20 protein-coding genes are annotated in these 26,449 nt (G+C 65.8%); 6 read left to right on the top strand and 14 right to left on the bottom strand.

Annotation, left to right across the window (positions count from 1 at the left end; translation table 11 throughout):
• Window positions 1-131: 131 nt before the first annotated feature.
• The 6 genes from JV551A3_RS11215 to JV551A3_RS11240 are packed head-to-tail and all read right to left on the bottom strand — an operon-like array spanning window position 132 to window position 6,963.
• The gene (locus JV551A3_RS11215; RefSeq protein ID WP_133970828.1) at window positions 132-1,766 is read right to left on the bottom strand and encodes a BatD family protein; all 1,635 of its coding nucleotides are present in this window, start codon (window positions 1,764-1,766) and stop codon (window positions 132-134) included.
• Entirely contained in the window at window positions 1,763-3,481 is a 1,719-nt protein-coding gene (locus JV551A3_RS11220) for a vWA domain-containing protein (RefSeq protein WP_133970829.1), read from the bottom strand. Before JV551A3_RS11220 ends, JV551A3_RS11215 begins: the two co-directional genes overlap by 4 nt.
• Complete coding sequence (locus tag JV551A3_RS11225; RefSeq protein WP_133970830.1) at window positions 3,478-4,554, bottom strand: vWA domain-containing protein; 1,077 nt, start codon at window positions 4,552-4,554, stop codon at window positions 3,478-3,480. Before JV551A3_RS11225 ends, JV551A3_RS11220 begins: the two co-directional genes overlap by 4 nt.
• On the bottom strand, window positions 4,547-5,041 hold the full coding sequence (locus tag JV551A3_RS11230) for a DUF4381 domain-containing protein (RefSeq protein ID WP_085625249.1): 495 nt from the start codon (window positions 5,039-5,041) through the stop codon (window positions 4,547-4,549). Before JV551A3_RS11230 ends, JV551A3_RS11225 begins: the two co-directional genes overlap by 8 nt.
• Window positions 5,042-5,054: 13 nt before the next feature.
• A complete protein-coding gene (locus JV551A3_RS11235; protein WP_025338269.1) occupies window positions 5,055-5,999 on the bottom strand; it encodes a DUF58 domain-containing protein in 945 nt (314 codons plus the stop codon).
• Window positions 6,000-6,003: 4 nt separating this feature from the next.
• The gene (locus JV551A3_RS11240) at window positions 6,004-6,963 is read right to left on the bottom strand and encodes an AAA family ATPase (RefSeq protein WP_112252082.1); all 960 of its coding nucleotides are present in this window, start codon (window positions 6,961-6,963) and stop codon (window positions 6,004-6,006) included.
• Between the two features lie 231 nt (window positions 6,964-7,194).
• Here JV551A3_RS11240 and JV551A3_RS11245 point away from each other — a divergent pair, with 231 nt between their 5' ends.
• Window positions 7,195-8,502, top strand: a complete 1,308-nt coding sequence (locus tag JV551A3_RS11245) for a DUF2235 domain-containing protein (protein ID WP_133970831.1) — start codon at window positions 7,195-7,197, stop codon at window positions 8,500-8,502.
• Window positions 8,503-8,579: 77 nt separating this feature from the next.
• Here JV551A3_RS11245 and JV551A3_RS11250 read toward each other — a convergent pair whose 3' ends face one another.
• The 3 genes from JV551A3_RS11250 to JV551A3_RS11260 all read right to left on the bottom strand — a co-directional run bounded on the left by JV551A3_RS11250 (window position 8,580) and on the right by JV551A3_RS11260 (window position 11,377).
• Entirely contained in the window at window positions 8,580-9,470 is an 891-nt protein-coding gene (locus JV551A3_RS11250) for a dihydrodipicolinate synthase family protein (RefSeq protein ID WP_133978681.1), read from the bottom strand.
• Between the two features lie 44 nt (window positions 9,471-9,514).
• Window positions 9,515-10,297, bottom strand: a complete 783-nt coding sequence (locus JV551A3_RS11255; protein WP_133970833.1) for an aldolase — start codon at window positions 10,295-10,297, stop codon at window positions 9,515-9,517.
• A 219-nt stretch (window positions 10,298-10,516) separates the two neighbouring features.
• Window positions 10,517-11,377 carry a CAP domain-containing protein gene (locus tag JV551A3_RS11260; protein WP_133970834.1) on the bottom strand — a complete coding sequence of 287 codons (861 nt, stop codon included), beginning with the start codon at window positions 11,375-11,377 and terminating at the stop codon, window positions 10,517-10,519.
• A gap of 142 nt (window positions 11,378-11,519) precedes the next feature.
• Between JV551A3_RS11260 and JV551A3_RS11265 the strand changes: the two genes are divergently transcribed.
• A complete protein-coding gene (locus JV551A3_RS11265) occupies window positions 11,520-11,816 on the top strand; it encodes a DUF3144 domain-containing protein (protein WP_112252086.1) in 297 nt (98 codons plus the stop codon).
• Window positions 11,817-12,007: 191 nt separating this feature from the next.
• Here the strand turns inward: JV551A3_RS11265 and soxR are convergent, their stop codons facing one another.
• Window positions 12,008-12,463 carry a redox-sensitive transcriptional activator SoxR gene (gene soxR / locus JV551A3_RS11270; protein WP_016500816.1) on the bottom strand — a complete coding sequence of 152 codons (456 nt, stop codon included), beginning with the start codon at window positions 12,461-12,463 and terminating at the stop codon, window positions 12,008-12,010.
• 85 nt (window positions 12,464-12,548) lie between these two features.
• Between soxR and JV551A3_RS11275 the strand changes: the two genes are divergently transcribed.
• Window positions 12,549-13,646 (top strand): efflux RND transporter periplasmic adaptor subunit, encoded by a 1,098-nt coding sequence (locus JV551A3_RS11275; protein WP_133970835.1) that lies wholly within the window; start codon window positions 12,549-12,551, stop codon window positions 13,644-13,646.
• The gene (locus JV551A3_RS11280; RefSeq protein WP_133970836.1) at window positions 13,643-16,723 is read left to right on the top strand and encodes a MexW/MexI family multidrug efflux RND transporter permease subunit; all 3,081 of its coding nucleotides are present in this window, start codon (window positions 13,643-13,645) and stop codon (window positions 16,721-16,723) included. Before JV551A3_RS11275 ends, JV551A3_RS11280 begins: the two co-directional genes overlap by 4 nt.
• A gap of 199 nt (window positions 16,724-16,922) precedes the next feature.
• Here JV551A3_RS11280 and JV551A3_RS11285 read toward each other — a convergent pair whose 3' ends face one another.
• The 3 genes from JV551A3_RS11285 to lysA form a co-directional block, all read right to left on the bottom strand.
• The gene (locus JV551A3_RS11285) at window positions 16,923-17,660 is read right to left on the bottom strand and encodes a GntR family transcriptional regulator (RefSeq protein ID WP_133970841.1); all 738 of its coding nucleotides are present in this window, start codon (window positions 17,658-17,660) and stop codon (window positions 16,923-16,925) included.
• Window positions 17,661-17,717: 57 nt separating this feature from the next.
• The gene (locus tag JV551A3_RS11290) at window positions 17,718-18,161 is read right to left on the bottom strand and encodes an acetyltransferase (RefSeq protein WP_133970842.1); all 444 of its coding nucleotides are present in this window, start codon (window positions 18,159-18,161) and stop codon (window positions 17,718-17,720) included.
• Between the two features lie 312 nt (window positions 18,162-18,473).
• The gene (gene lysA / locus JV551A3_RS11295; RefSeq protein WP_133970843.1) at window positions 18,474-19,706 is read right to left on the bottom strand and encodes a diaminopimelate decarboxylase; all 1,233 of its coding nucleotides are present in this window, start codon (window positions 19,704-19,706) and stop codon (window positions 18,474-18,476) included.
• A 123-nt stretch (window positions 19,707-19,829) separates the two neighbouring features.
• Here lysA and JV551A3_RS11300 point away from each other — a divergent pair, with 123 nt between their 5' ends.
• Window positions 19,830-20,735: a LysR family transcriptional regulator gene (locus tag JV551A3_RS11300; protein WP_112252092.1), complete on the top strand. Its 906-nt coding sequence runs from the start codon at window positions 19,830-19,832 to the stop codon at window positions 20,733-20,735.
• Window positions 20,736-20,920: 185 nt separating this feature from the next.
• Here the strand turns inward: JV551A3_RS11300 and JV551A3_RS11310 are convergent, their stop codons facing one another.
• Window positions 20,921-21,274 (bottom strand): hypothetical protein, encoded by a 354-nt coding sequence (locus tag JV551A3_RS11310; protein WP_112252093.1) that lies wholly within the window; start codon window positions 21,272-21,274, stop codon window positions 20,921-20,923.
• A 274-nt stretch (window positions 21,275-21,548) separates the two neighbouring features.
• Between JV551A3_RS11310 and JV551A3_RS11315 the strand changes: the two genes are divergently transcribed.
• On the top strand, window positions 21,549-26,414 hold the full coding sequence (locus JV551A3_RS11315) for an NAD-glutamate dehydrogenase (protein WP_133970844.1): 4,866 nt from the start codon (window positions 21,549-21,551) through the stop codon (window positions 26,412-26,414).
• Window positions 26,415-26,449: the final 35 nt, after the last annotated feature.

Below are 26,449 nucleotides of genomic sequence, written 5' to 3' on the forward strand. Positions count from 1 at the left end.
GGGGTGGCTGGCACCGGCTGCGCCGGTGTTCGCGGGCGCGCCCGCTCCCACAGGTATCTCACCGCCCTTGAAAGCAGTGGTGTTCCTGTGGGAGCGGGCATGCCCGCGAAGAGGCCCACACAGGCAGCCGATTACTTGGGATAGAGCGGCGGCAAGCTGCCGTTCTCCCCAGCCGGCAACAACACTTGCTCAGCTGGCGGTATTGTCCCGATCGCCCGCCACAAATCCTCACCCTGCCAATACTGCCCACTCTCGCTGTACAGCGCCCCGTTCAACCCATCCAGTGCATCCGACAACGGCACGAACCGCGCCGCCATCTCGGCCAGGGTCTCCGGCTGCTGTCGGGCCCAGGCGTCCAGCGCCTGGCGGGTGGCCTGCGGGTCGTTGGCCTGGCACGCGCGCTTGAGATCATCCAGCAAGGTACGCGGGCTCGGCCCGGCCTGCGCAGCGCGCAGCACCGCTGGCTGCGAACGGGCGCGCCACCACAGGACAAAGCCCAGCACGGTGGTGAGGGCGAACATCAGGGTGGCCAGCTGCCAGGGCCACAGCAAGCTGCTGGCACTGCTGTTGTCACCGGCCGGGGTGTCGGCACTCAGCGCCGGGTTGTCCTGCACGTTCAGCGTGCGCGCCGGCAGGCTGCTGTGCTCCAGGTGGTCTTCGCGGGTGTTCCACCAGGCCACTTCCAGCGTCGGCAGGGCCAGCGCGCCGCTGTGGGTCGGCACCAGGGCTTCGCGCTCTTCGCGGTTGGCGATCATGCCTCGGTCGCTGATTTCGTTACGCAACAACGGCTGGTCGGGATAGCGGCGCAGGCCGGTGATTTCGGTGGCCGGCAGTGGCGGCAGCTGGGTGCTGGACAAGCCTTCGGCACGCAGGGTGATGTTGCGGGTCAGCGAGTCGCCAATCTGCACCTGCTGGTTGCCAGGGTCGGGGTTCCAGTGCTCTTCAAGGGTCAGGCTGCGGGCCGGCAGCCACGGCACGCCAGCAGGCCAGGCCGCCGGAATCGGCCGTACGGCCAGGCGCAATGGCAGTGAGCTGACCTGCACCTGGCGGCCGGCCCGGGCCGTGCCGTTGGCTTGCGGGGCTTCGTCCGGGCTGGCGGCAGCGGTGGCGGTGAAGGTCAGCGGCGGGATGTCGAGGGTGCCGCTTTGCTGGGCATACACGGCATAGCGGGTTTCGATCACGCCGTGGCGCACGCCGTTGATTTCCTTTTCATAGGTGCGCGATTCACCCAGCGGCTCGACTTTGGCGTTTTCCAGTTGCAGCGGGCTGAGGCTGCTGTCGTCGTACAGTGCCACCGAATGGTAGATGCGCAGGGTGAGCACGGCCTGGGCCTGGACGTAGACCTCGCTGCTGTCGAGCGTGGCTTCGATGAACACCTGCGAGGCACTGTCCTGGCGGCTGGCATCGGCCTGCAGCACTTGCAGTTCGATGGCCTGGCTGTGCGACTGGCCCAGTTGCAGCTCGGGGATGCGCAGGCTGCCGCTGCGCCGCGGCAGCAGGGTGATGATCCAGCGGGTGCTGGCGCGGGTTTCGCCGTCGAGGCTGTGCAGGCTGTTCAGCTGGCGCGTGCCGCGCACTTCGAAGTCACCCTCCAGCGCGCGCAGGTCGGGCTTGCCGAACTGGGTGACGTCCTGGCTTTCCAGGGTCAGCTCCAGGCTTTCGCCGGCTTCCAGGCGGGTACGGTCGACGCTGGCGCGCAGCAGCGGTTCGGCCTGGGCCAGCACGGCCCACAGCAGACTGAGGAGAAAGACGCCGAAGCGACTCATCGTGGGGTTTCCTGTTGCAATTGCTGTTCATACCAGAACTTGCGCCGCAGCAGCTCCGCCGGGTTGTCGGGGATCTCCCGCAGCCATTGTTCCAGGGCCTGGCGCTGTTCGGCATCGAGGCTGGTCGATATCGGGCGCTGCGGCGGCTGGATGACGCTGTCATCCGCGCCCGCCTGGTTGCCGGGCGCTGCCTGGCTGTTGCTGTTTCCTTCGCCGGGCTGTTCGGCGCTGGCTTGCTCGTCGTCGCCGGGCGTGCCCTGGGCCGGGCTGCTGGCCGAGCTGCTGTTGCCTTCGGTTTCGCTGCCGGGCGTGCCTTGGGCATCGCTGCTGGCCGGTTGTTCCTCGGCCTTGGCCTCGCGCTGTTGCAGCAGTTGCTGCACCAGTGCCTGGTTGTCCAGCGCCACTTGCAGGTCGGGCTGGCGTTCCAGGGCTTGTTCGTAAGCGTCCAGGGCCGCTTCCAGTTCACCGCTGCGGGCCAGGGCATTGCCTCGATTGTAGTGGGCGGCGGCGGTGTCGCCTTGGGAAAAGGCTTCGGCGGCACCGGCAAAGTCGCCCGCCTGGTACAGGGCCATGCCGCGCCATTGCGGATCCTGGAACTGCCGCGCGGCGCTGGCCGGGCGGTTTTGCTCCAGCAAGCGCTGGCCCTGCTGGTCGGGGCGCAGCCACAGGTCGTTGAACTCGAAGGCATGACTGGGTTGGGGCAGGGCCAGCAGCAGCGGCAGGCAGAACAGCCAGCCGCGCCGGCCGGCACAGGCGGCCAGCAGCAACAGCGGCAGCAGTAGCCAGTAACCCTGGTCGGCCCAGCTGTCCAGTTGCAGGGTCTGGCCGTCATTGCGCCCGGCGCGCGGGTTGTCGAACAGGCCCAGGCCGCGCAGGTCGAGGTCGTCGATGCGGGCATGCCGGTAGCGCCCGCCGGTGCTGCTGATGAAGCCCTTGAGGCTGGTGCTGTCCAGGCGCGGCAACAGGATGCCGCCCTGGTCGTCCTTGAGGTATTCGCCGTTGGCCTGGCGCACGGGTGTGCCTTCGCGGCTGCCGATGCCCAGCATCAGCAAGCTCGGGCCCTGGCGGCCGAGGGCCTGGGCGATACCTTGGCGCTCCGGGGCGCTGAGCGACGAGCCGACCAGCAGCAGGCGGCCCTGGCCCAGGCCGCTCTGGGCCAGCAGGGCCAGGCCTTTTTGCACGGCCAGGTCGGCGCGCTGGCCGGGCTTGGGCATGATCGACGGGTCGATCGCCTCGAGCAGGTTGCGGCTGGTGGCCAGGTCGTCGGACAGCGGCACCAGGGTGTGTGCGGAGCCAGCATAGACCACCAGCGCGGTCTGGCTGTCGCGGCGGTGCTCCAGCAGGTCGAGGATTTTCCGCCGTGCCTGCTCCAGGCGGTTGGGCGGGCTGTCTTCGGCGAGCATCTGCGGGGTCAGTTCCAGCAGGATCACCAGCGGGTCGGCCGGGCGCTGGCGGCTTTCCTCAACGCGCTGCCAGCTGGGCCCGAGCAGGGCCAGGATCACCAGCGTCCAGGCCAGGCCCAGCGCTACCCACGGCAGCTTGCTGGTGCTGCCGCTGCCACCGCCGAGCAGCACGCCATGGAACGCCGGGGGCAGAATCATCTGCCAGCGCCCGGCGCGCTTGCGCCGATGCCACAGTTTGTACAGCAGCCAACCGAGCAGGGGCACGGCCAGCAGCCAGAGCGGGCGCAACCATTCGGGCCACAGTTGGATCATCGCCGCCTCCTCAGGCGCAGGCGCTTCAGGCGCTGGCGCCATTCCGGGTGCGGTTGCAGGAAGCGCGGCTTGCGCAGCAGGCGGTGCAGCAGGTTGTCGGGCCATTGCACGGCCAGCACCAGCAGCACGCTCAGCAACAGGGCCAGGGCCAGGGGCCAGGCATACAGCGCCTTGGCGGTGCGTGCCTGGGTCGGTTGCTGGGCCACCGGTTCGAGTTGGTCGAGGGTGTCGCCAATGGCGTCCAGTTCGGCGCCGTCATGGGCGCGGAAGTAGCTGCCGTGGGTGATGTCGGCAACTTCCTTGAGCGAAGCTTCGTCCAGGTCCAGGCTCGGGTTCAGGCCGAGCAGGCCTGGGGTGCCACTGGCTTCGGGGTTGGCGCCGATGCCGATGGTATAGATGCGCACGCCTTCCTGGGCGGCCAGGCGGGCGGCGGTCAGCGGGTGGATCTGCCCACCGTTGTTGGCGCCGTCGGTGATCAGCACCAGCACTCGGCTTTGTGCCGGGCGTTGGCGCAGCCGCTTGACCGCCAGGCCAATGGCGTCGCCGATGGCGGTGTTCTTGCCGGCGATGCCGATCTGCGCCTCGTCGAGGAAGGTGCGCACGGTGCGCCGGTCGAAGGTGAGCGGAGCCTGCAGGTAGGCCTGGCTGCCGAACAGGATCAGGCCCACGCGGTCGCCCTCGCGGTCCTGCAGGAAGTCGCCGAGCAGCGCCTTGACCAGGTCAAGGCGGCTGATCTCTTCGTTCTGCCATTGCATGTCGGGGAAGTCCATCGACCCGGACACATCCACCGCCACCAGCAGGTCGCGGCCGCTGGCAGCTACCGGCACCGGCTCGCCCAGCCATTGCGGGCGGGCGGCGGCGCACAGCAGCAACAGCCAGATGACGACAAAGGGCGCCTGCTGGCGCCAGGTCGGCAGGTTGAGCCGCGCGCGGCGCCCGGCCAGGCCTTCCAGTTCGTCGAGGAAGCCCACCTTGAGCACCGGTTCGCCGCTGTCGGCGGCCGGCAGCACCAGGCGCGCCAGCCACGGCAGCGGCAACAGGATGAACACCCACGGCCAGGCCAGTTCAAACATGCTTGCGAATCCAGGTTTCGACGGCCTGGCTGAGCCCGGCGATGGCCTTGTCGTCGAGCTTGCACTCGGGTTTGTAGGCGCCTTCGACCAGCACCATCCAGCGGGTCAGGCCGGCGGCCGGGCAGCGGTTGTCGAGAAACGCCAGCCACTGGCGGCCGTTGAGGGTATGGCTGTTGGCGCCCGGGTAGTGGCTGCGGCACAGGCGCTTGAGCAGGGCGTTGATCTGTTGCAGCCAGGCCCCGGCCGGGGCGCCGTCGTAGGGGCGCGGCAGGCGCGCCAGTTCGGCCAGCGCTTCCACGCGTACCGGGTCCAAGGGTTGCTCGGCACGCACGATGCGGCGTTTGCCCGGGCGCCAGCGGCGCACCCGCCACAGGCCCCAGGCCAGCAGCGGCAGCACGGCCAGCAGCAGCCACCAGCCTGGTGCCGGTGGCCACAGGCCGATCGGCGCGGGGGCGATCAGCGGCTGCAGTTGGTCAAGCGGGTTCATTGGCCGCTGCTCTTCATGACGCGCTCCGCGGCCGCTGGGCGTTCAGGTATTCGCGCAGTTGCTCGATCATTTCGCTTTGGGTACTCAGGGGCATCAGCAGCACACGCAGCTTTTGCGCCATCAGTTCCCAGCGCTCGATGCGCGCTTCGGCCTGCTGGCGGTAGGCCTGGCGCAGGTTGGCGTCCAGGGTGTCGAGCTCCAGCTGCGCGCTGCGCTGGGCGAAGCGCAGCAGGCCGGCGGCGGGCAGGGCGTGGTCGAGCGGGTCGGACACCGGCATCAGCAGCAGGTCGCAATGGCGCGAGAGCATGGCCAGGTGCTGCTCCACCTGGGCGGTGAGCGAGCGCTCATCGCAGATCACGATGGCCAGGCTGCCGGGGCGCAGCACTTCGCGGGCGCGGCGCAGGGCCAGGCCGAGGCTGTCGGCGCCGGGGCTGGCCTCGGTGTGCAGCGCCTGGTTGACCTTGGCCAGGCGGTTGAGCAGTTGCAGCAGGCTCTGCTTGCTGCGCCGGGGCTTGATTTCGTGGTGCTCGTTGTCGCCGAACACCAACCCACCGATGCGGTCGTTGTGGCCCAGTGCGGCCCAGCCGAACAGCGCTGCGGCCTGGGCGGCCAGCACCGACTTGAACATCAGCCCCGAGCCGAAGAACAGCCGTTGGCTCTGCTCGACGAGGATGAAGATGGGGCGTTCGCGCTCTTCATGGAACAGCTTGGTGTGCGGCTCCTGGGTACGCGCGGTGACTCGCCAGTCGATGTTGCGTACATCGTCGCCGGCCTGGTACACGCGCACCTGGTCGAAGTCCACGCCGCGCCCGCGTAATTTGGAGTGGTGCAGGCCCACCAGCGGGCTGCGCTGGCCGGGCCGGGAAAACAGCTGGATTTCGCGCACGCGGTGGCGCATGTCGATCAGCTCGGCAAGGCCGATGCGGATGCCGGGTTCGGCCAGCGACGCGGTGGGCATGGGCTCAGGCAACGGCGACGACGTCGAGGATGCGCTGGACCACGCGGTCCTGGTCGATCCCCGCCGCCTCGGCCTCGAACGAGAGGATTATGCGGTGGCGCAGCACGTCGAACAGCACCGCCTGGATGTCTTCGGGGCTGACGAAATCGCGCCCGGCCAGCCAGGCGTGCGCACGCGCACAGCGGTCCAGCGAAATGGACCCACGCGGGCTGGCGCCGTAGGCGATCCAGTCGGCCAGTTCGCTATCGAACTTGGCCGGGGTGCGGGTGGCCATCACCAGTTGCACCAGGTATTCCTCCACCGCGTCGGCCATGTACAGGCCGAGGATTTCCTTGCGGGCGGCGAAGATCGCCTGCTGGCTGACCCGGCGCTCGGGCTTGGTCTCGCCGCCCAGGGCTTCGCCACGGGCCTGCAGCAGGATGCGCCGCTCTACCGCAGCATCGGGGAAGCCGATTTTCACGTGCATCAGGAAGCGGTCGAGCTGGGCTTCGGGCAGCGGGTAGGTGCCTTCCTGCTCGATCGGGTTCTGCGTTGCCATTACCAGGAACAGCGGCGACAGGTCGTAGGTACTGCGGCCCACGCTGACCTGGCGTTCGGCCATGGCTTCGAGCAGGGCGGACTGCACCTTGGCCGGGGCGCGGTTGATTTCGTCGGCCAGCACCAGGTTGTGGAAGATCGGCCCCTGCTGGAACACGAAGCTGCCGGTTTCCGGGCGGTAGATTTCGGTACCGGTGATGTCGGCCGGGAGCAGGTCGGGGGTGAACTGGATGCGATGGAACTGCGCCTCGATGCCTTCGGCGAGCTCTTTGATGGCCTTGGTCTTGGCCAGGCCCGGCGCGCCTTCGACCAGCATGTGGCCGTCGGCCAGGAGCACGATCAACAGCCGCTCGACCAGTTTCTCCTGGCCGAGGATCTGGGAAGAAAGAAAGGTGCGCAGCGCGATCAGCGCTTCACGGTGTTCCATCGGTGACGGTTCCTGGTATGGGGCCGCAGGCGGCTGGAAGCAGCTGCCCTGGCAAGGGGTGATACTTTAATCCATCCGGGGGGGTGGCGACCAATGGCGGCAGGGAAATTTATCCTTGCCGGGGGCCATGCAGGTCCGGAATTGTCCTGCATGTGGCTGGCCATTGGCTGATAGCCCGCAGCGGTGTGCTGGCGCCTGCTTGTGCTTTTTGCACAAGCAGGAGGCACGAAGATGGACCTGAACAGCTGTAGCACTGCACGCACCACGCCAGTCACCCTGCGCTTTGGCGTGTTCTTCGATGGCACCGGTAACAACCATCACAATGTGATGGCGGTGGACGCACCGGCGGGCAAGGGGGCCAGTTATGCCAATGCCTTGAGCAATGTGGCCCTGTTGCATGCGCTGTACCCGGCGCAGGGGGCCAATGCTGATGGGACCATGGCGTTTCTGAAGCGCTATATCGAGGGCGTGGGCACCCTGGCGGGGGAGGCGGACCATGCCTATGCCTCGGCCACCGGGTGTGGAAGCAGGGGGGCCGAGGCGCGGGTCGAGGAGGCCCTGGCGGGGATTGCCGAGCAGCTGCGGGACTGGTGTGAGGCGCACCCACAGGCAAGGCTCGAGCGGGTCGAGTTCGACCTGTTCGGTTTCAGCCGGGGCGCGGCGGCGGTGCGGCATCTGGCCAACCTCTTGCACGATGGCGGCGGCGAACGCTTGGCTGTGCCCTGCGGCATCGTGATCAATTTCATCGGCCTGTTCGACACAGTGGCGGCGATCATTGCGCCGCTGCAGGGTGACTTCGATCCCGCCGACGACCGCCATGGTGGCTTGCGCCTGGGCCTGGGCGCGGGCATTGCCCGGCAAATGGTGCAACTGGTGGCGGGGGACGAGCAGCGGCACAACTTCCCACTGGTGCGCAGTGGCCATGACATCATTTTGCCTGGCGTGCATTCGAACATTGGCGGTGGTTACCCAGATACCACGCAGGAGCAGGTGCTACTGTGCAAACCGCAGTCACAACGGGTGCCGCAGGGTATGCGCGCCGAGAAGACTCGCGTGCATGCCGGCGTCAGTGCCTTGCTGGTGTCGGCATTCGGCGAACTGGGGGCGCCCAGGCCGCAGGTGCTGGTCTGGGAGGAGCCGATTCCCGGTGGCCTGCCGAGCGAGGCGCAAAAGCAGGTTTATGCGGCGGTGTATCGCGAGCGGGAAGTAGCGGGGCAGCTTTCCCGGGTTTACCTGAGCATCATGCGCGAGTTGGCGGTGCGGGCGGGTGTGCCGTTTGCGCCTTTGGGCGGGCAGGCTGAGCATCGGTTGCCGGAGGAGTTGCTGGGCATCAGCCGCAAGTTGCACGAATTTGCTTTGGGTGAATGCGAAGAGCCTGGATTGACCGAGGATGAGCTGGGTTTGTTGCGCGACAGATATGTGCATGCGTCGGCGAACTGGAACGCGTTGAAGGGGCTGCGTAACAGTGTGCTGGATGTGTTGTTCGTCAATCGGCCGGGGGCAGGGGGGCGGGTGATGCATGCCAATCCAGTCGCTTGAGCCGCCTGTGGGAGGGGGTTTGCATGGCACCGGCGGCGCCGGTGTTCGCGGGTCAACCCGCTCCCACAGGCCCTGCGTCAATTGCCGAGAACGGCGTCCAGCAGGCCCTTCAGGTAGTCGCTGCCTTGCGCATCCAGCGGTTGCAGGGGCAGGCGTGGAGCGCCGACATCCTGGCCGAGCATCTGCAAACCGGCCTTGATGGTGGTGGGCAGGCCGCGCCGGGTGATGTACTCCAACAGTTCGTACTGGCGGTAGAACAGCGCGCGGGCTTCAGCCAGGTCGCCTTGCTGGACCGCATCCCACAGCGCCAGGTTCAGCGTCGGGATCAGGTTGGGCGCGGCGGTGCACCAGCCGGTGGCACCGGCCACCAGGGCTTCCAGGGTGAGCGGGTTGCAACCGTTGTAGAAAGCCACCTGGCCATCGGTGGCCTTGAACAGGCGGTGCATGCGCTGGATGTCGCCGGTACTTTCCTTGACCATGGTCACATTGGGCACTTCGCCGAGGATGCGCAGGATCAGCTCCACCGACAGGTCGGTGCCGCTGGTGCCCGGGTTGTTGTAGAGCATGATCGGAATGTCGATGGCCGCGCCCACTGTCTTGTAGTGGGTGACCACTTCGGCTTCGGTGAGCTTCCAGTAAGAGATGGGCAAGACCATCACCGCCGTGGCGCCGCAGGCCTGTGCCAGGCGGGCACGCTGCACGGTGCGCGCGGTGGTCAGGTCGGAGACGCTGACCACGCTGGGCACGCGGCCGGCAATGCGTGTCAGGCTGAAGCGCACCACCGTTTCCCATTCGCTGTCGGACAGGTAGGCGCCTTCGCCGGTACTGCCCAGCGGTGCGATGGCGTGTACGCCGTCGGCGATCAGGCGGTCGATGGACATGCCCAGGGCATCCAGGTCGAGCGTGCCGTCTGCCATGAAGGGAGTGATGGTGTAACCGATAACGCCGCGAATTACAGGTGTAGACATAACCAGGCACCTCTGCCGTTGTTGGGGAAAGCGTACAGCTTCAGTCAGCCCAGGCAGTCGCCATGGGCACGCAAGGCACGGCGCGCGTAGTAGCTGAACGCGGCACCATGACGTTTGGGGGTGGAGATCCAGTCGTGGGCTTCCTTGCCCAGGGCATCCGGGATGGGGCGGATGTCACCGGCACCCATGGCCAGCAGCTGCATCTTTGCTGCGCGCTCGAACAGCAGGGCGAGCACGCAGGCCTCTTCGATCGAGCGACCGGCGATCAGCAGGCCGTGGTGGGAAAGCAGGATCGCGCGCTTGTCGCCGATCGCCCTGGAAATGATTTCACCTTCTTCGTTGCCTACCGGTACGCCGGGCCATTCCTTGAGGAACGCGCAGTCGTCGAACAGCGGGCAAAGGTCCATGTGCGAGATCGCCAGCGGCACTTCCAGCATCGACAGGGCGGCGCTGTGCAGCGGGTGGGTGTGGATGATGCAGTTGACGTCTGGGCGTGCGCGATACAGCCAGCTGTGGAAGCGGTTGGCCGGGTTGGCCATGCCGCGGCCTTGCAGCACGGTGAGGTCTTCGTCGACCACCAGCAGGTTGGAAGCGGCGATCTCGTCGAAACCCAGGCCGAGCTGTTGCGTGTAGTAGGTGCCAGGCTGCTCGGCACGTGCGGTGATCTGCCCGGCCAGGCCGGAGTCGTGGCCGCCGTCGAACAGGATGCGGCAGGTGAGGGCGAGTTTTTGTCGAGGGGTGTAGGCGTTGTCGGCCAGCGCCGTCAGCATCTGCTGCTGGGCGAGTTTGACCAGTTGGTCCTTGGGGGTCTGCATGGTGGTCGTCATGGGCGTACCTGCATGGAAGGGCGATGGTTGGCTGATCGGCGAGGAACACCGTCAGGACACAGCTGCGATAGTAATGACACAAAGTGTCATATGCAAGCGATGTGTCATCGACAGCGCCAGTCATGCGGACTGCGCGGGGGCGAGGTATGGCGGGTTGTCAGAGGTGGTGCAGGCAACGATCGGCAGGCCAGCCCTGATCACAGGGCTGGCACGTGCCCTTCAAGGTGCGCCGAACAGCATCGTCCAGTAAACGCCGTTATCGCTACGCGAGTTCTCGGCAAAGGCCGCACCTACCTGGGTAAACATCGGGTTCATCAGGTTGGCGCAATGCCCGGGGCTGGCCAGCCAACCTGCCATCGCCTTGCTCGGCGAGCCCTGGCCTGCGGCGATGTTCTCGCCGATCTGCCGCCCACGGTAGCCGGCATCCCATGCACGATCCGCGGGTAGATCACCGTCGAGGTCACGGTGCGCGAAGAAATTGTCGTTGGCCATCGCCCGGCTGTGGCGCTGCGCCGCCATTCCCAGGGCAGTGCTCCAGGTCAGCGGGCGCGCAGCGGCAAAGCGCTTGCGACCACACAGGCGCGGCTTCGCCCGTGCAGCGTTCACCTGTGCCAGCAACGCGTTGCTGGCCGATCGCCCATCGCCGAGCTGGGCGTCGAGCAGGGGCCGAGCCAGCAGCACCCGCCATTCGTTGCGTGAGCGACTGACGCCGATATCGGCATATTGGCTATCGAGCAGGGCTGCGCAGTAGTCGCTGCGGAGCATGTCAAAGGCCTCCTCGGCATCTTGCGCGCCGACCAAGCGGATCGCCCGCACTTTCACCGCCTGATAACCCGCAGCTTTCAATCCCTGCCGCAACTCCCCGCTGTAGCCGACCGGCAACGCCAGTTTCGGCTTCAGCACCAGCGGCGTCGAGCCTCGGATCATGCGCCGCTCGCAGCGCTGTGGCTGGGCGCGATAGTCGTTGATGGCTGCCACCAGCTGCCTTTCCCCACTGGCATGGGCGGGGTTGGCGAACAGCTGGAAAAAAGGAAGGAGGCAGAGCGAGACGAAGGGGGAGCGACGGACTGCTTGGCGCATGGGGTGAATGGCTCGGGTGAATGACGGCGGCAAGGCCGAATTGAGGGCTCGGCTAAGACTGTGCGCCTCAATACAGGTTCACGTGCACGGGGTACAATTTTTCGCTAGTACTCAACTTGAATGCTGCAACAAGGTAAACGCAATGACACAAGCTACCGATCAGGCTTTTTATGACCGCGCGGATGCGCATATCGACCTGGCGAACCAGCAGATCGAGAAAATCGAAGACCTGGGCAAGGTCAGTGCCTCACTGACCTTCGGCGCCTCGCGCTTCAATGCCTGGATGAGCGCCCGCAGCTTCAAGACCAGTGCCGAGCTGGCTGCCGCGCGGGAGGAGCTGTTGAAGTATTTCTGCGAGCAGTACCGGATGATGCTCGAGGACAACCTGGACGAGCACATCGAGCATTTTGACCGGTTTGTGCTAGGTAAAGGCGACTGAACCATGGGGGCGCGATCTCATGGAACTGCACACGGCTCATTGAACTAGCAGGGACCCTGTGGGAGCGGCTTTAGCCGCGAACACCGGCGCAGCCGGTGCCATGCACCGCGTTGGATTCTTCGCGGCTAAAGCCGCTCCCACAGGGTACGCGGACCGCTTGCGAATTCAGTCCTCTACCTGCCAGTGCAGCCTTATCGGGCCTTCTTCTCCAGAATCCGCGCCCCGGTGCCTTCCTTGCCCAGCACATCCTCGGGGTTGCGCAGCGGGCAATCCTCCAGCGACAGGCAGCCGCAACCAATGCAGTTGTCCAGGCTGTCGCGTAACGCTTCCAGGGTGCGAATGCGGGCGTTCAGGTCTTCGCGCCAGGCGGTCGACATCTCGCCCCATTGCGCTGCCGTGAGCTTGCTGTTGGGCGCATAGCGGCTGAAGGCCTGCTTGATCTCCTCAAGCGGAATTCCAGTGCGCTGCGCCACCTTGATGATGGCCAGCGTGCGCAAAACCAGTGAAGGATAGCGGCGCTGGTTACCCGCAGTACGCACGCTGGCGATCAGCCCCTTGGTCTCGTAAAAGTGCAGCGCAGACACCGCCACGCCGCTGCGCTTGGCCACTTCCCCTACCGTCAGCATCCGTGTGTTGTCCGCTGCCATGCCTGTTGACCTCAAGTTAAGTTGAGCTTTTATAGTCCTGCCCGATCTTCTCCGCAACCGCTTTCCCTGATGATCGGAGCACTGCATGAACAAAAGGACGTTACTGGCCTGGGCTGGCGCTGTTGCAGGTGTGCTGGCCGCTGCCTATGCATTGGTCGGCAGCGGCTCGGCGCCGCCGGCTGCAGCGGCATGGCCGGCGACCAAGGTGGCCCTGGCCACGGCCGAGCAGGTGCAGCTGGCACGGCAGAACTTTGCCTCGGGAGAGCTGGAGGCGGTCAACCAGGTACAGGTGGCTGCCGAGACGGCGGGGCGCATCACCCGCATCGCCTTCGAGTCGGGGCAATTGGTGAGTGCAGGGCAATTGCTGGTACAGCTGAACGATGCCCCGGAGCAAGCCCAGCGTGTGCAGTTGCGGGCCAGGTTGCGCAATGCCGAAGTGGTGCTGCAGCGCAGCCGCAAGTTGCGCGCGGTGAACGCCGTGTCACAGGAGCTGCTGGACAATGCCGCCACCGTCGTGGATGTGGCCAGCGGTGAGCTGCAGCATGTCGAGGCGTTGATCGCGCAGAAGGCCATACGTGCACCGTTTGCCGGCAAGCTCGGCATTCGCCGGGTGCATCAGGGCCAGTACCTGAGCGCTGGTGAGACCATCGCCAGCCTGGCCGATATCAGCCAGCTGCATGTCAATTTTTCCCTGGGCGAGCAAGCCGCCCCGCAGGTGCACGTGGGGCAACTGCTGGCGCTGACGGTGGATGCGGTGCACGGGCAGGACTTCCAGGCCCGGGTGGTAGCGGTGGACCCGGTGGTCAGCAAGGCGCGCCTGGTGCAGGTGCAGGCAGCCTTGCCGAACCCGGGCGGGCAGTTGCAGCCGGGCATGTACGCCGGCGTGCGCCTGGATGCCGCGCAGCCGTCAAGCGTGCTGGCCGTGCCGGAAACCGCGATCACCTACACCGCCTACGGGCAGACGGTGTTCGTCGCTACCCGGGACCCGCAGCAGGGCACCCGGGTCAGCCGGGTACGGGTGACTACCGGCGAGCGCTGGCAAGGGCGGGTGGAGATCACCTCAGGCCTGGCACCCGGTGACCAGGTTGTGGTTTCCGGGCAGCTGAAACTGAGCGACGGCATGCCGGTCGAGCCCGTGGCGCAGGACAGCCTGCAGGCCAGCCAGGGAGGGCGGCAATCGTGAAGTTCACCGACCTCTTTGTCCGCCGCCCGGTACTGGCGCTGGTGGTCAGCAGCCTGATCATCCTGCTGGGGCTGTTTGCCATGAGCAAGCTGCCGATCCGCCAGTACCCGCTGCTGGAAACCTCCACCATCACCATCAGCACCGAGTACCCCGGCGCCTCCGCCGAGCTGATGCAAGGCTTCGTGACCCAGCCGATCACCCAGGCGGTGTCGTCGGTCGAGGGCATCGACTACCTGTCCTCGTCGTCGCAGCAGGGGCGCAGCCTGATCACCTTGCGCATGGTGCTCAACCGCGATTCGACCCAGGCGCTTGCCGAGACCATGGCCAAGGTCAACCAGGTGCGCTATCGCCTGCCGGAAAGGGCCTACGACCCGGTGGTGGAGCTGTCGGCAGGTGATTCCACGGCGGTGGCCTACGTGGGCTTTGCCAGCGAAACCTTGTCGATACCCGAGCTTAGCGATTACCTGTCGCGGGTGGTGGAACCGCAGTTCTCCGGCATCGACGGTGTGGCCAAGGTGCAGTCGTTCGGCGGGCAGCGCCTGGCCATGCGCCTGTGGCTGGACAGCGAGCAGATGGCCGGGCGCGGGGTGACGGCTGCGGACGTGGCACAGGCGGTGCGTGCCAACAACTACCAGGCGACGCCGGGGCAGGTGCGTGGGCAGTATGTGCTGGCCGATATCCAGGTGGATACCGACCTGACCCGGGTCGAGGACTTTCGCGAGCTGATCATTCGCAACGATGGCACCGACCTGGTACGCCTGCGCGATGTCGGTACCGTCGAGCTGAGCGCGGCGGCCACCCAGACCAGCGCCACCATGAACGGCAAGCCCGCCGTGCACCTGGGGCTGTTCCCCACCCCGACCGGCAACCCGCTGGTGATCGTCGAAGGCATTCGCCAGCTGCTGCCGCAGATCCGCCAGACCCTGCCGCCTGGGGTGGAAGTGGCGCTGGCCTACGAGACCGCACGCTTCATCGACGCCTCGATCGACGAGGTGCTGCGCACTCTGGTGGAAGCCATGCTGATCGTGGTGTTGGTGATCTGGCTGTGCCTGGGCTCGCTGCGCAGCGTGGTGATCGCGGTGGTGGCCATCCCGCTGTCGATGCTCGGTGCGGCGGGCCTGATGCTGCTGTTCGGCTTCAGCCTGAACCTGCTGACCTTGCTGGCGATGGTGCTGGCCATCGGCCTGGTGGTGGACGATGCCATTGTGGTGGTGGAGAACGTGCACCGCCATATCGAAGAAGGCAAGTCGCCGGTTGTCGCGGCGCTGGCCGGGGCGCGGGAAATCGCCGGGCCGGTGATCGCCATGACCCTGACGCTGGCCGCCGTATACGCGCCGATCGGCTTGATGGGCGGGCTGACCGGCACGCTGTTCCGTGAGTTTGCCCTGACCCTGGCCGGGGCGGTGATCGTGTCCGGCATCGTCGCGCTCACCTTGTCGCCGGTGATGAGTTCGCTGCTGTTGCAACCCGGCCAGCAGCATGGCGCCATGGCCAACATGGCCGACCGCCTGTTCGGCATGCTGACCGGGGCCTATGGGCGAGTACTCGCCTACACCCTGGCGCATCGCTGGATCAGTGGTGGTGTGGCGCTTCTGGTGTGCCTGAGCCTGCCTTGGCTGTACCTGCTGCCGCAGCGCGAACTGGCCCCGCCCGAGGACCAGGCGGCGGTGCTGACGGCCATCAAGTCGCCGCAGCATGCCAGCCTGGATTATGTGGAGCGCTTTGGCCTGAAGCTGGACCAGGTGATGAAGTCCCTCGCCGAAACCACCGATACCTGGATCATCAACGGCACCGACGGCCCGGCCGCCAGCTTCGGCGGCATCAACCTCAGCGCCTGGCAGGCCCGCGAACGTTCCGCCGCGCAGGTGCAGGCGCAGTTGCAGCAGGCCGTGGCGGACATCGAGGGCAGCAGCATCTTCGCCTTCCAGGTGGCCTCGCTGCCCGGCTCCAGCGGTGGCTTGCCGGTGCAGATGGTGTTGCGCAGTGCACAGGACTACCCCGAGCTGTACCAGACCATGGAGATGATCAAGCAGCGCGCCCGTGACAGCGGTCTGTTCAGCGTGGTGGACAGCGACCTCGACTACAACAACCCGGTGGTCAAGGTGCGCATTGACCGCGCCAAGGCGGCCAGCCTGGGCATCAGCATGCAGGCCATCGGCGAGTCACTGGGTGTGCTGGTGGGCGAGCAGTACCTCAACCGCTTCGCCCTGTTCGGGCGCTCCTACGATGTGATCCCGCAAAGCATCCAGGACCAGCGCCTGACGCCGGCGGCGCTGAACCGCCAGTACGTACGCGCCGAAAACGGCAGCCTGGTGCCGCTGGCCACGGTGGTGCACCTGGACATCGAGGTGGCGCCCAACCGTTTGCTGCAGTTCGACCAGCAGAACGCCAGTACCCTGCAGGCGATCCCGGCGCCTGGTGTGTCGATGGGGAATGCCGTGGCATTTCTCGAGCAGCTTGCCGCCGAACTGCCACCTGGCTTCAGCCATGACTGGCAGTCGGAGTCGCGCCAGTACGTGCAGGAGGGCTTTGCCCTGATGTGGGCATTTCTCGCCGCCCTGGTGGTGATCTACCTGGTGCTGGCCGCGCAGTACGAAAGCCTGGTGGACCCGCTGATCATTCTGGTGACCGTGCCGCTGTCGATCTGCGGTGCGCTGCTGCCGCTGGCGCTGGGTTGGGCCACGCTGAATATCTATACGCAGATCGGCCTGGTGACCCTGATCGGCCTTATCAGCAAGCACGGCATCCTGATGGTGGAGTTCGCCAACGAGATCCAGGTGCGTGACAACCTCGACCGTGCCGCCGCCATCGTCCGCGCCGCGCAGATACGCCTGCGGCCGGTGCTGATGACCACGGCGGCGATGACCTTCGGCGTGCTGCCGCTGCTGTTCGCCAGCGGCGCCGGGGCCAACAGCCGCTTTGGCCTGGGAGTGGTGATCGTGTGCGGGATGCTGGTGGGGACCTTGTTTACCCTGTTTGTACTGCCGACGATCTATGCCTTGCTGGCGCGAGACCATCGGCTGACCACGGTGCGAGGGCAGCAGTTGGCGGAGGCTGAGCGGGTGCTGGGCGTGTGAGGTAAACCTGGCCAGCGCTCACACGCATGCGCGATCCCTGTAGGAGCGGCCTTGTGTCGCGAAAGGGCTGCGCAGCAGCCCCAGGATTTCCGCGCAGGTGCACAAATTGCCGGGGCTGCTGCGCAGCCCTTTCGCGACACAAGGCCGCTCCTACAGGGATCGCGCAAGTTTTGGGATATCGAGCATGGCGTTGGTTTGCTCAGCCAGGCGACCGATCGCGGCGCATCTGGGTAACCAGGGTAAACCGGTCATCCGGGTGCACTGTCTCGGACACCGCCATCAGGTCGCCGTTTTCCTCGCGGTAATGGCGAATGATCTTCAGCCCCGGCGAGCCTGCTTCGGCCTTCAGCACCCGGGCCATTTCCGCGCTCAGCAACACTGCCCGCACCTGCTGGTCGACCACCGCGATCGCCCGGCCATAGTGCTGCTCGATCAGCCCCGCAATCAGCTGGTCGGGGTGCTCGCGGGCCAGCTCGATGACTGCGGCATAGTCGCGCTGCGCGTACACATCGGTCCAGCACAGCGGTGCCGCGTTGTGCTCGCGGTCGACGCGGATGCTCGACACGCAGAAGTAATGCTCGCCCGGTACCAGCCCCAGCCGCGCCGCCTGGCTCAGGTCGGCGACGAAGTGGCGCACGTCCTGGATTTCCCGTTGCTGGGTTTGCGCCAGTTGCGCCAGCTCCGCCACGCTGGCCAGTGACTGCGAGTAGCCACCGCGCGGGCTGCTGGCCTCCACCCGGGTACCCACGCGCTTGCGCCGCGATACCAGCCCTTGGTCGAGCAACTGGTTGATCGCCGCGCGCACCGTGTGCCGGCTCACATCGTACAGGTCGCACAGCTCGAACTCGGTCGGCAGCAGGCTGCCCACCGGGTAGCGGCCGCTGGCGATGCCTTCCATCAAGTCCTTTGCCACGATGGAATAGCGCGTCGGGTTCATACCTTTGGTCTGTCTCGCAAATTTGTAACAGCGGTGGGGCGCAAGCGGCCCCGGAAATCAAGCCTGCGCGGGCAAGCTCATATGCAGCAAGGGGAACGGTCGGCCTTCGCCATCCAGCGGTGAGCGGCCAGTCTGGATGAAGCCGTAATGCCGGTAGAACCCCACCGCCTGCGGGTTCTGCTCGTTGACATCGACGCTCATCACGCTGTGTTTCTGGCGGCCGAAATCCAGCAGCGCGCGCCCTATGCCTTGGCCGTGGTGCTCGGGTGCGACGAAAAGCATTTCCACGTGGTTGCCATTGAAGCCGATAAAGCCCAGCGGGCGGTCTTCTTTGTCAACCGCAACCCAGAGTTCGACGGCCTGAAAGTAGACGTCGCGCAGTTGTGGCAGCAGCGCGTCGATGTCGGAGGCTTGCAGAAAGTGGTGCGTGGCGCGCACGGCGCGCAGCCAGATATCGAGCAGTTGCGGGTGGTCTGCAGCGATGCTTTGGCGAATGATCATGGAGTCGTGCCTGGCTGTATATGGTCGGGGCGGGAGGAAGAAAAAGGGTACCCGTATTGTGCGAGGCGGGGCAATGGACGGTGGGGCAGGGCATCAGCTGATGTGTCGGCCGGGCCGGCCCTTTCGCGGGTAAACCCGCTCCCACAAGCAAGCACTGCCCTCAAGCCCGGCGCCGTACCTGTGGGGGGCGCCATACCTGTGGGAGCGGCTTTAGCCGCGAACACCGGCGCAGCCGGTGCCATGCACCGCGTTGGATTCTTCGCGGCTGAAGCCGCTCCCACAGAGGTTGCGCAGATGCCTGGAAAACAGTGTCTAGAAGCCCGCCTCCAGGCCCAGCAGGTCCTGCACCGTCTGCCTGCGGCGAATCATCCGCAGCGCCCCATCTTCGATCAGGAACTCCGGCAGCAACGGCCGGCTGTTGTAGTTCGACGACATCGACGCGCCATAGGCCCCGGCGTCGTGGATCACCAGCAGGTCACCCACCTGCGCCTGGGGCAGGTCATGTGGGGTCAGTTCCTGGTCATCCTGGGTAAATACATCACCCGACTCGCACAGCGGCCCGGCCACCACGGTCGGCTGCCGTGGGCGCTGCACCGGCTGGCCGTTGGCGTCCAGCAGGGTCATGCTGTGGTAGGCCCCGTACATCGCAGGGCGCATCAGGTCGTTGAAGCCGGCGTCGATCATGACGAAGGTATTGCGGCCCACCTGTTTCACGGCGCGTACCTCGGCCACCAGGTAGCCCGATTCCGCCACCAGGAAGCGCCCTGGCTCGATCTCCATGCGCACGGGGTGGCCCAGCATCGCTTCGATTTCCTTGCGGGCCACGGCCCAGGTACGGGCGTAGCGTTGCAGGTCGACCGGCTTGTCGCTGCTGCGGTACGGGGTGGAAAGCCCGCCGCCAATGGAGAACGCCTCGATGTCCACGCCCAGGCGGCCGATCAGCTCGATCATCGAGCGCGCCACTTGCTCCAGATGCTGGTAATCCACCCCAGAGCCGATGTGCATGTGTACCCCTACCAGGTGCAGGCCGTGGGTTTTCACACAGGCCAACGCTTCGCCCAGCTCTTCGTGCCAGATGCCGTGCTTGCTGTTCTCGCCGCCGGTGTTGGTCTTGCGGCTGTGGCCGTGACCGAAGCCGGGGTTGATGCGGATCCACACGCGGTGGCCGGGCGAGCGCTCACCCAGTTGGCGCAGCATGTCGATGGAGCCGGCGTTGACTTCGATCTTCGAGGCCACCACCCGCTCCAGAGTCGGCCGATCCAGCGCGTCGCAGGTAAGCACCACGCCGGCAGGGTCGCCATCCACGCTTGCACCCGCAGCAAAAGCCCGTTCCATTTCGCCCAGCGACACTGCGTCCAGCACCAGGCCGTGGGCGCGCATCAGGCGCAGCACATGCAGGTTGGGGTTGGCCTTTTGGGCGAAGCGCACGGTGTCGAACACCTTCAGCTGTTCGACACGCTCGGCGATGGTGCCGGCGTCGTAGGCCCACAGCGGCGAGCCGTGCTGGCGGACAGCCTCGGCCAGAAGAGTGAAGGGTGCAGTCATGGCGGCGCTACTCATATAAAGAAGGCCATGAGGATGAGCCAAAGCAGGAATTCAGAAAAATAGCTATTTTTCTGTCAGCCATTCATATCTGATATGGCTATTGCCGACTTACCAGGTATCGCTGTGAAACTGTCCGTCCGCCATATCGAAGTGTTCCGCGCCATCATGGCCGCTGGCAGCGTCACCGGGGCTGCGCGCCTGCTGTTCACCTCGCAGCCAACCGTCAGCCGCGAACTGGCGCGGCTGGAGCAGGTTACCGGGCTGAACCTGTTCGAGCGCGAAGGTGGCCGCCTGGTGGCGACGGCCCAGGCGCTGCTGTTGATCGAGGAGGTCGAGCGGGCTTACGTGGGGCTGGAGCGCATCGACCGCTTTGCCCAGGCCATCCGCAATTTCGAGCAGGGCCGGTTGGCCATTACCTGCCTGCCGCTGTTTTCCCAGACCTTGCTGCCCAAGGCTTGCCAGCGCTTTCACCAGCAGCACCGGGGCGTGAGCGTGAGTATCCTGGCGCAGGAGTCGCCGTTGCTGGAAGAATCACTGGTGGCCCAGCAGCATGACCTGGGCCTGACCGAGGTCGAGCAGATACCGCGTGGCGCCTACGGCGAATTGCTGTTCAGTGCCAACATGGTGTGCGTGCTGCCCGACGGGCACCCGTTGCAGGCCAGGGCAGAGCTGGAATTGAGCGATTTCCACGAGGTCGACTTCATCAACCTGGCCAGCCTGGACACCTACCGGCAACGCCTGGACCAGCATTTTCGCGCGGCAGGGGTGAACCGCCGCACGGTCATCGAGACCACCAGCGCTGCCTCGGTCTGCGCCATGGTCAGGCAGGGCCTGGGGGTGGCGATCATCAACCCGCTGAGCGGCCTGGAGGCGGCGCAGGGCGGGTTGCCGATCCGGCGGTTGCGGGTGTCGGTGCCGTATCAGGTGATGCTGATCAGGCCGGACCACCGGCCGGCGTCGGCGGCGGTGGAGCCGTTTTGTGAGGCGTTGCGGCAACAGGCCCAAGAGATGCAGGCGGCACTCATCTGATGCCCTCTGAGCCACCGCGGCGCCTGCTTCCCGGGTAAACCCGGTCCCACAGGGATCGCGCAGGTTTCGGGTTTATGCGGTCCCTGTGGGAGCGGCCGTGGCCGCGAACACCGGCGTAGCCGGTGCCAGCCACCGCGTCGCCTGCTTCGCGGGCACGCCCGCTCCCACAGGGACCGCGCAAGTGTTCAGATTTCGCAGACGAAGGTACCAGTCCCGGCCAGGATGTTCTCCAGGGTTTCTTTCACTTCATCCATGTCGCTCAACTCGCTGGTCAGGTTGATTTCCAGCACCTCATCGCCCTTCAGTGCGTCGCGGTCGCCGGCCGCCACCTCGATCAGCAGGCGCTTGGCGCTCAGGGTAACTTTCAGGCCATCCAGCGTCGACGGCTCGTCATCCAGGGTCAGGTCGACGGTGTCTTCGTCCGGGTAGCGGGTCAGCAGGAACATCTGACCCTTGTCGCTGTGGCAGCACAGGGTCGCCATGTTGTCTTCCTCGTCATCGCAAGGGGTGGCGAACAGCAGGGCAGTATTGATTTGCATGGACAAGGCTCGGATCAAAGGAAACGGAAGGGAATTCTGACAGTCTTGCCCACAGGCATAAACGTAAAGTTACCCCCCCTTGACCGAAATTGTCGCAGCGCTGCAAGCCTTGATGACCGATCAGTCGTTAAGCTTCGGCGAGCCCTGGGCGTGCCTGCGCACGTTCAACGCCTGGTTTTACCGTCCGCCTTGCCACGGGTTGGCTATCGTTGATCCGTACACGGCGCACGCAGCGACGCTTCAATTATTACAAAGCCCAAGCGGAGTACCACAGATGGCGTTCTTCACCGCAGCCAGCAAAGCCGACTTCCAGCATCAACTGCAAGCGGCCCTGGCGCAGCACATCAGCGAACAGTCCCTGCCACAAGTTGCGCTGTTCGCCGAGCAGTTCTTCGGCATCATCTCTCTGGACGAACTCACCCAGCGCAGGCTTTCCGACCTGGCCGGCTGCACCCTGTCAGCCTGGCGCATTATCGAGCGTTTCGACCCCGAATACCCGCAAGTACGGGTGTACAACCCCGACTACGAACGCAATGGCTGGCAATCGACCCACAGCGTGGTCGAAGTGCTGCACCACGACCTGCCGTTCCTGGTCGACTCGGTACGCACCGAGCTCAACCGCCGCGGTTACAGCATCCACACCCTGCAGACCACCGTGCTCAGCGTGCGCCGCGGCGCCAAGGGCGAGCTGCTGGAACTGCTGCCCAAGGGCACCCAGGGCGAGGGCGTACGCCATGAGTCGCTGATGTACCTGGAGATCGACCGTTGCGCCAATGCCGCCGAACTGACGGTACTGGCCCGCGAGATCGAGCAGGTGCTGGCCGAGGTGCGGGTGGTGGTGGCCGACTTCGAACCGATGAAGGCCAAGCTGCGTGAAGTGGTGGCGGAGGTGGAGCAGACCGCCTTTGGCCCGGCGCACCACGAAAAGGGCGAGGTCAAGGCGTTTCTCGAGTGGCTGCTGGACAACCACTTCACCTTCCTGGGCTACGAAGAATTCACCGTCAAGGGCGACGCCGATGGCGGCCAGATGGTCTACGACGAGCAGTCGTTCCTCGGCCTGCCGCGCCGCTTGCGCGTGGGCCTGACGAGCGATGAGCTGCGCATCGAAGACTACGCCGTGGCCTACCTCAACGAACCGTTGCTGCTGTCGTTCGCCAAGGCTGCCCTGCCAAGCCGCGTACACCGCCCGGCGTACCCGGACTACGTGTCGATCCGCCAGCTGGACGCCGATGGCAAGGTGATCAAGGAACACCGCTTCATGGGCTTGTACACCTCGTCGGTGTACGGTGAAAGCGTGCATGCCATCCCTTATATCCGGCAGAAGGTCACCGAAGTCGAGCGCCGCTCGGGCTTCGATCCCAAGGCCCACCTGGGCAAGGAACTGGCCCAGGTGCTGGAAGTGTTGCCGCGCGACGACCTGTTCCAGACCCCGGTCGACGAGCTGTTCAGCACCGTCATGTCGATCGTGCAGATCCAGGAACGCAACAAGATCCGCGTGTTCCTGCGCAAGGACCCGTACGGCCGCTTCTGCTACTGCCTGGCCTATGTACCGCGGGAAATCTACTCCACCGAAGTGCGGCAGAAGATCCAGCAGGTGCTGATGGAGCGCCTGAAGGCCAGCGACTGCGAGTTCTGGACCTTCTTCTCCGAATCGGTGCTGGCCCGTGTGCAGCTGATTCTGCGGGTAGACCCGAAAAACCGTATCGACATCGACCCGCAGCAGCTGGAACGCGAAGTGATCCAGGCCTGCCGCTCGTGGCATGACGACTACTCGGCGCTGGTGATCGAGAACTTCGGCGAAGCCCAGGGCACCAACATCCTCGCCGACTTCCCCAAAGGTTTCCCGGCCGGCTACCGCGAGCGCTTCGCCGCGCACTCGGCAGTGGTCGACCTGCAGCACGTGCTGAACCTGTCGGAAAGCAAGCCGCTGGCGATGAGCTTCTACCAGCCGCTGACCCAGGTCGGCGAGCGCACCCTGCACTGCAAGCTGTACCACGCCGACACGCCGCTGGCGCTGTCCGACGTGCTGCCGATCCTGGAGAACCTTGGCCTGCGCGTGCTCGGCGAGTTCCCGTACCGCCTGCGCCATGCCAATGGCCGCGGCTACTGGATCCACGACTTCGCCTTCACCTACAGCGAAGGCCTGAGCCTGGACATCCAGCAGCTCAACGACACCCTGCAGGACGCCTTCATCCACATCGTCCGCGGCGATGCCGAAAACGACGCCTTCAACCGCCTGGTGCTCACCGCCGGCCTGCCATGGCGTGACGTGGCGCTGCTGCGTGCCTACGCCCGTTACCTGAAGCAGATTCGCCTGGGCTTCGATCTGGGCTACATCGCCAGCACCCTGAACAACCACACCGACATCGCCCGCGAGCTGACCCGGTTGTTCAAGACCCGCTTCTACCTGGCGCGCAAGCTCACCCAGGAGGACCTGGATGACAAGCAGCTGCGCCTGGAGCAAGCCATCCTGACCGCGCTGGACGACGTGCAGGTGCTCAACGAAGACCGCATCCTGCGCCGCTACCTGGACCTGATCAAGGCCACCCTGCGCACCAACTTCTACCAGCCGGACGCCAACGGCCTCAACAAGTCGTACTTCAGCTTCAAGTTCAACCCCAAGTTGATCCCCGAGCTGCCCAAACCTGTGCCAAAGTTCGAGATCTTCGTCTACTCGCCACGTGTGGAGGGCGTGCACCTGCGCTTTGGCAACGTGGCCCGCGGTGGCCTGCGCTGGTCCGACCGCGAGGAAGACTTCCGCACCGAGGTGCTGGGCCTGGTCAAAGCCCAGCAGGTGAAGAACTCGGTCATCGTGCCGGTCGGCGCCAAGGGCGGCTTCCTGCCGCGCCGCCTGCCGCTGGGCGGCAGCCGTGACGAGATCGCCGCCGAGGGCGTGGCGTGCTACCGCATCTTCATTTCCGGCCTGCTCGACATCACCGACAACCTCAAGGACGGTGGCGTGGTGCCGCCGGCCAACGTGGTACGCCATGACGATGACGACCCGTACCTGGTGGTGGCGGCCGACAAGGGCACCGCGACCTTCTCGGACATCGCCAACGGCATCGCCATCGACTACGGCTTCTGGCTGGGCGACGCCTTCGCCTCGGGCGGTTCGGCCGGTTACGACCACAAGAAGATGGGCATTACCGCGCGCGGCGCGTGGGTGGGCGTACAGCGCCACTTCCGCGAGCGCGGCATCAATGTGCAGGAAGACCCGATCACCGTCATTGGCGTCGGCGACATGGCCGGCGATGTGTTCGGCAACGGCCTGCTGATGTCCGACAAGCTGCAACTGGTGGCGGCGTTCAACCACCTGCACATCTTCATCGACCCGAATCCGGAGCCAGCCGCAAGCTTTGCCGAACGCAAGCGCCTGTTCGACCTGCCGCGCTCGGCCTGGAGCGACTACGACACCAGCATCATGTCCGAAGGCGGCGGGATCTTCCCGCGCAGTGCCAAGAGCATCGCCATCAGCCCGCAGATGAAAGAGCGCTTCGCCATCGACGCTGACCGCCTGACCCCGACCGAGCTGCTCAATGCGCTGCTCAAGGCACCGGTAGACCTGCTGTGGAACGGTGGCATCGGTACCTACGTCAAGGCCAGCACCGAGAGCCATGCCGATGTCGGCGACAAGGCCAACGACGCGCTGCGGGTCAATGGCAACGAATTGCGCTGCAAGGTGGTGGGCGAGGGCGGCAACCTGGGCATGACCCAGCTTGGCCGGGTCGAGTTCGGCCTGCATGGCGGCGCCACCAACACCGACTTCATCGACAACGCTGGCGGCGTGGACTGCTCCGACCACGAGGTCAACATCAAGATCCTGCTCAACGAAGTGGTGCAGGGTGGCGACATGACCGAGAAGCAGCGCAACCAGCTGCTGGGCAGCATGACCGACGAAGTGGCCGGCCTGGTGCTGGGCAACAACTACAAGCAGACCCAGGCGTTGTCGCTGGCGGCACGTCGTGCCCGCGAGCGCATTGCCGAGTACAAGCGCCTGATGGCCGACCTGGAGGCCCGTGGCAAGCTGGACCGCGCCATCGAGTTCCTGCCGTCCGAGGAGCAATTGGCCGAGCGCCTGGCCGCCGGCCAGGGCCTGACCCGCGCCGAGCTGTCGGTGCTGATCTCGTATAGCAAGATCGACCTCAAGGAACAGCTGCTCAAGTCGCTGGTGCCGGACGACGACTACCTGACCCGCGACATGGAAACCGCCTTCCCGCCGTCGCTGGTCAGCAAGTTCGCCGAGTCCATGCGCCGTCACCGCCTGAAGCGCGAGATCGTCAGCACCCAGATCGCCAACGACCTGGTCAACAACATGGGCATCACCTTCGTCCAGCGCCTGAAGGAGTCGACCGGCATGAGCCCGGCCAACGTGGCCGGGGCCTATGTGATCGTGCGCGACATCTTCCACCTGCCGCACTGGTTCCGCCAGATCGAGGCACTGGACTACCAGGTGCCGGCGGAAATCCAGCTGACCCTGATGGACGAGCTGATGCGCCTGGGCCGCCGTGCCACCCGCTGGTTCCTGCGCAGCCGCCGCAACGAGCAGGACGCCGGGCGTGACACCGCGCACTTCGGGCCGAAGATCGCACAACTGGGGCTCAAGCTCGACGAGTTGCTCGAGGGCCCGACCCGCGAGCGCTGGATGGTGCGCTACCAGAGCTTCGTCGACGCCGGTGTGCCGGAGTTGCTGGCGCGCATGGTGGCTGGCACCAGCCATCTGTACACCCTGCTGCCGATCATCGAGGCGGCGGATGTCACCGGCCATGAGCCGGCGCAGGTGGCCAAGGCGTTCTTCGCCGTGGGCAGCGCGCTGGACCTGACCTGGTACCTGCAGGAAATCAGCAACCTGCCGGTGGAGAACAACTGGCAGGCGCTGGCCCGCGAGGCCTTCCGCGACGACATCGACCTGCAGCAGCGGGCGATCACCATCTCGGTATTGCAGATGGCCGATGCGCCGGAAGACATGGACGCCCGCGTGGCGCTGTGGGCCGAGCAGCACCGGGTGATGGTGGAACGCTGGCGCGCCATGCTGGATGACCTGCGCAATGCCACCGGTACCGACTATGCGATGTACGCGGTGGCCAACCGCGAGCTGGTCGACCTGGCCATGAGCGGGCAGGCGGCGGTGGTGCCGTCCTGAGCTTCATGAGGCGGTAAAAGAAAGCCCCGGCAGTT

Origin of the sequence: Pseudomonas inefficax (genome assembly GCF_900277125.1) — a bacterium.
GTDB classification, from domain to species: domain Bacteria; phylum Pseudomonadota; class Gammaproteobacteria; order Pseudomonadales; family Pseudomonadaceae; genus Aquipseudomonas; species Aquipseudomonas inefficax.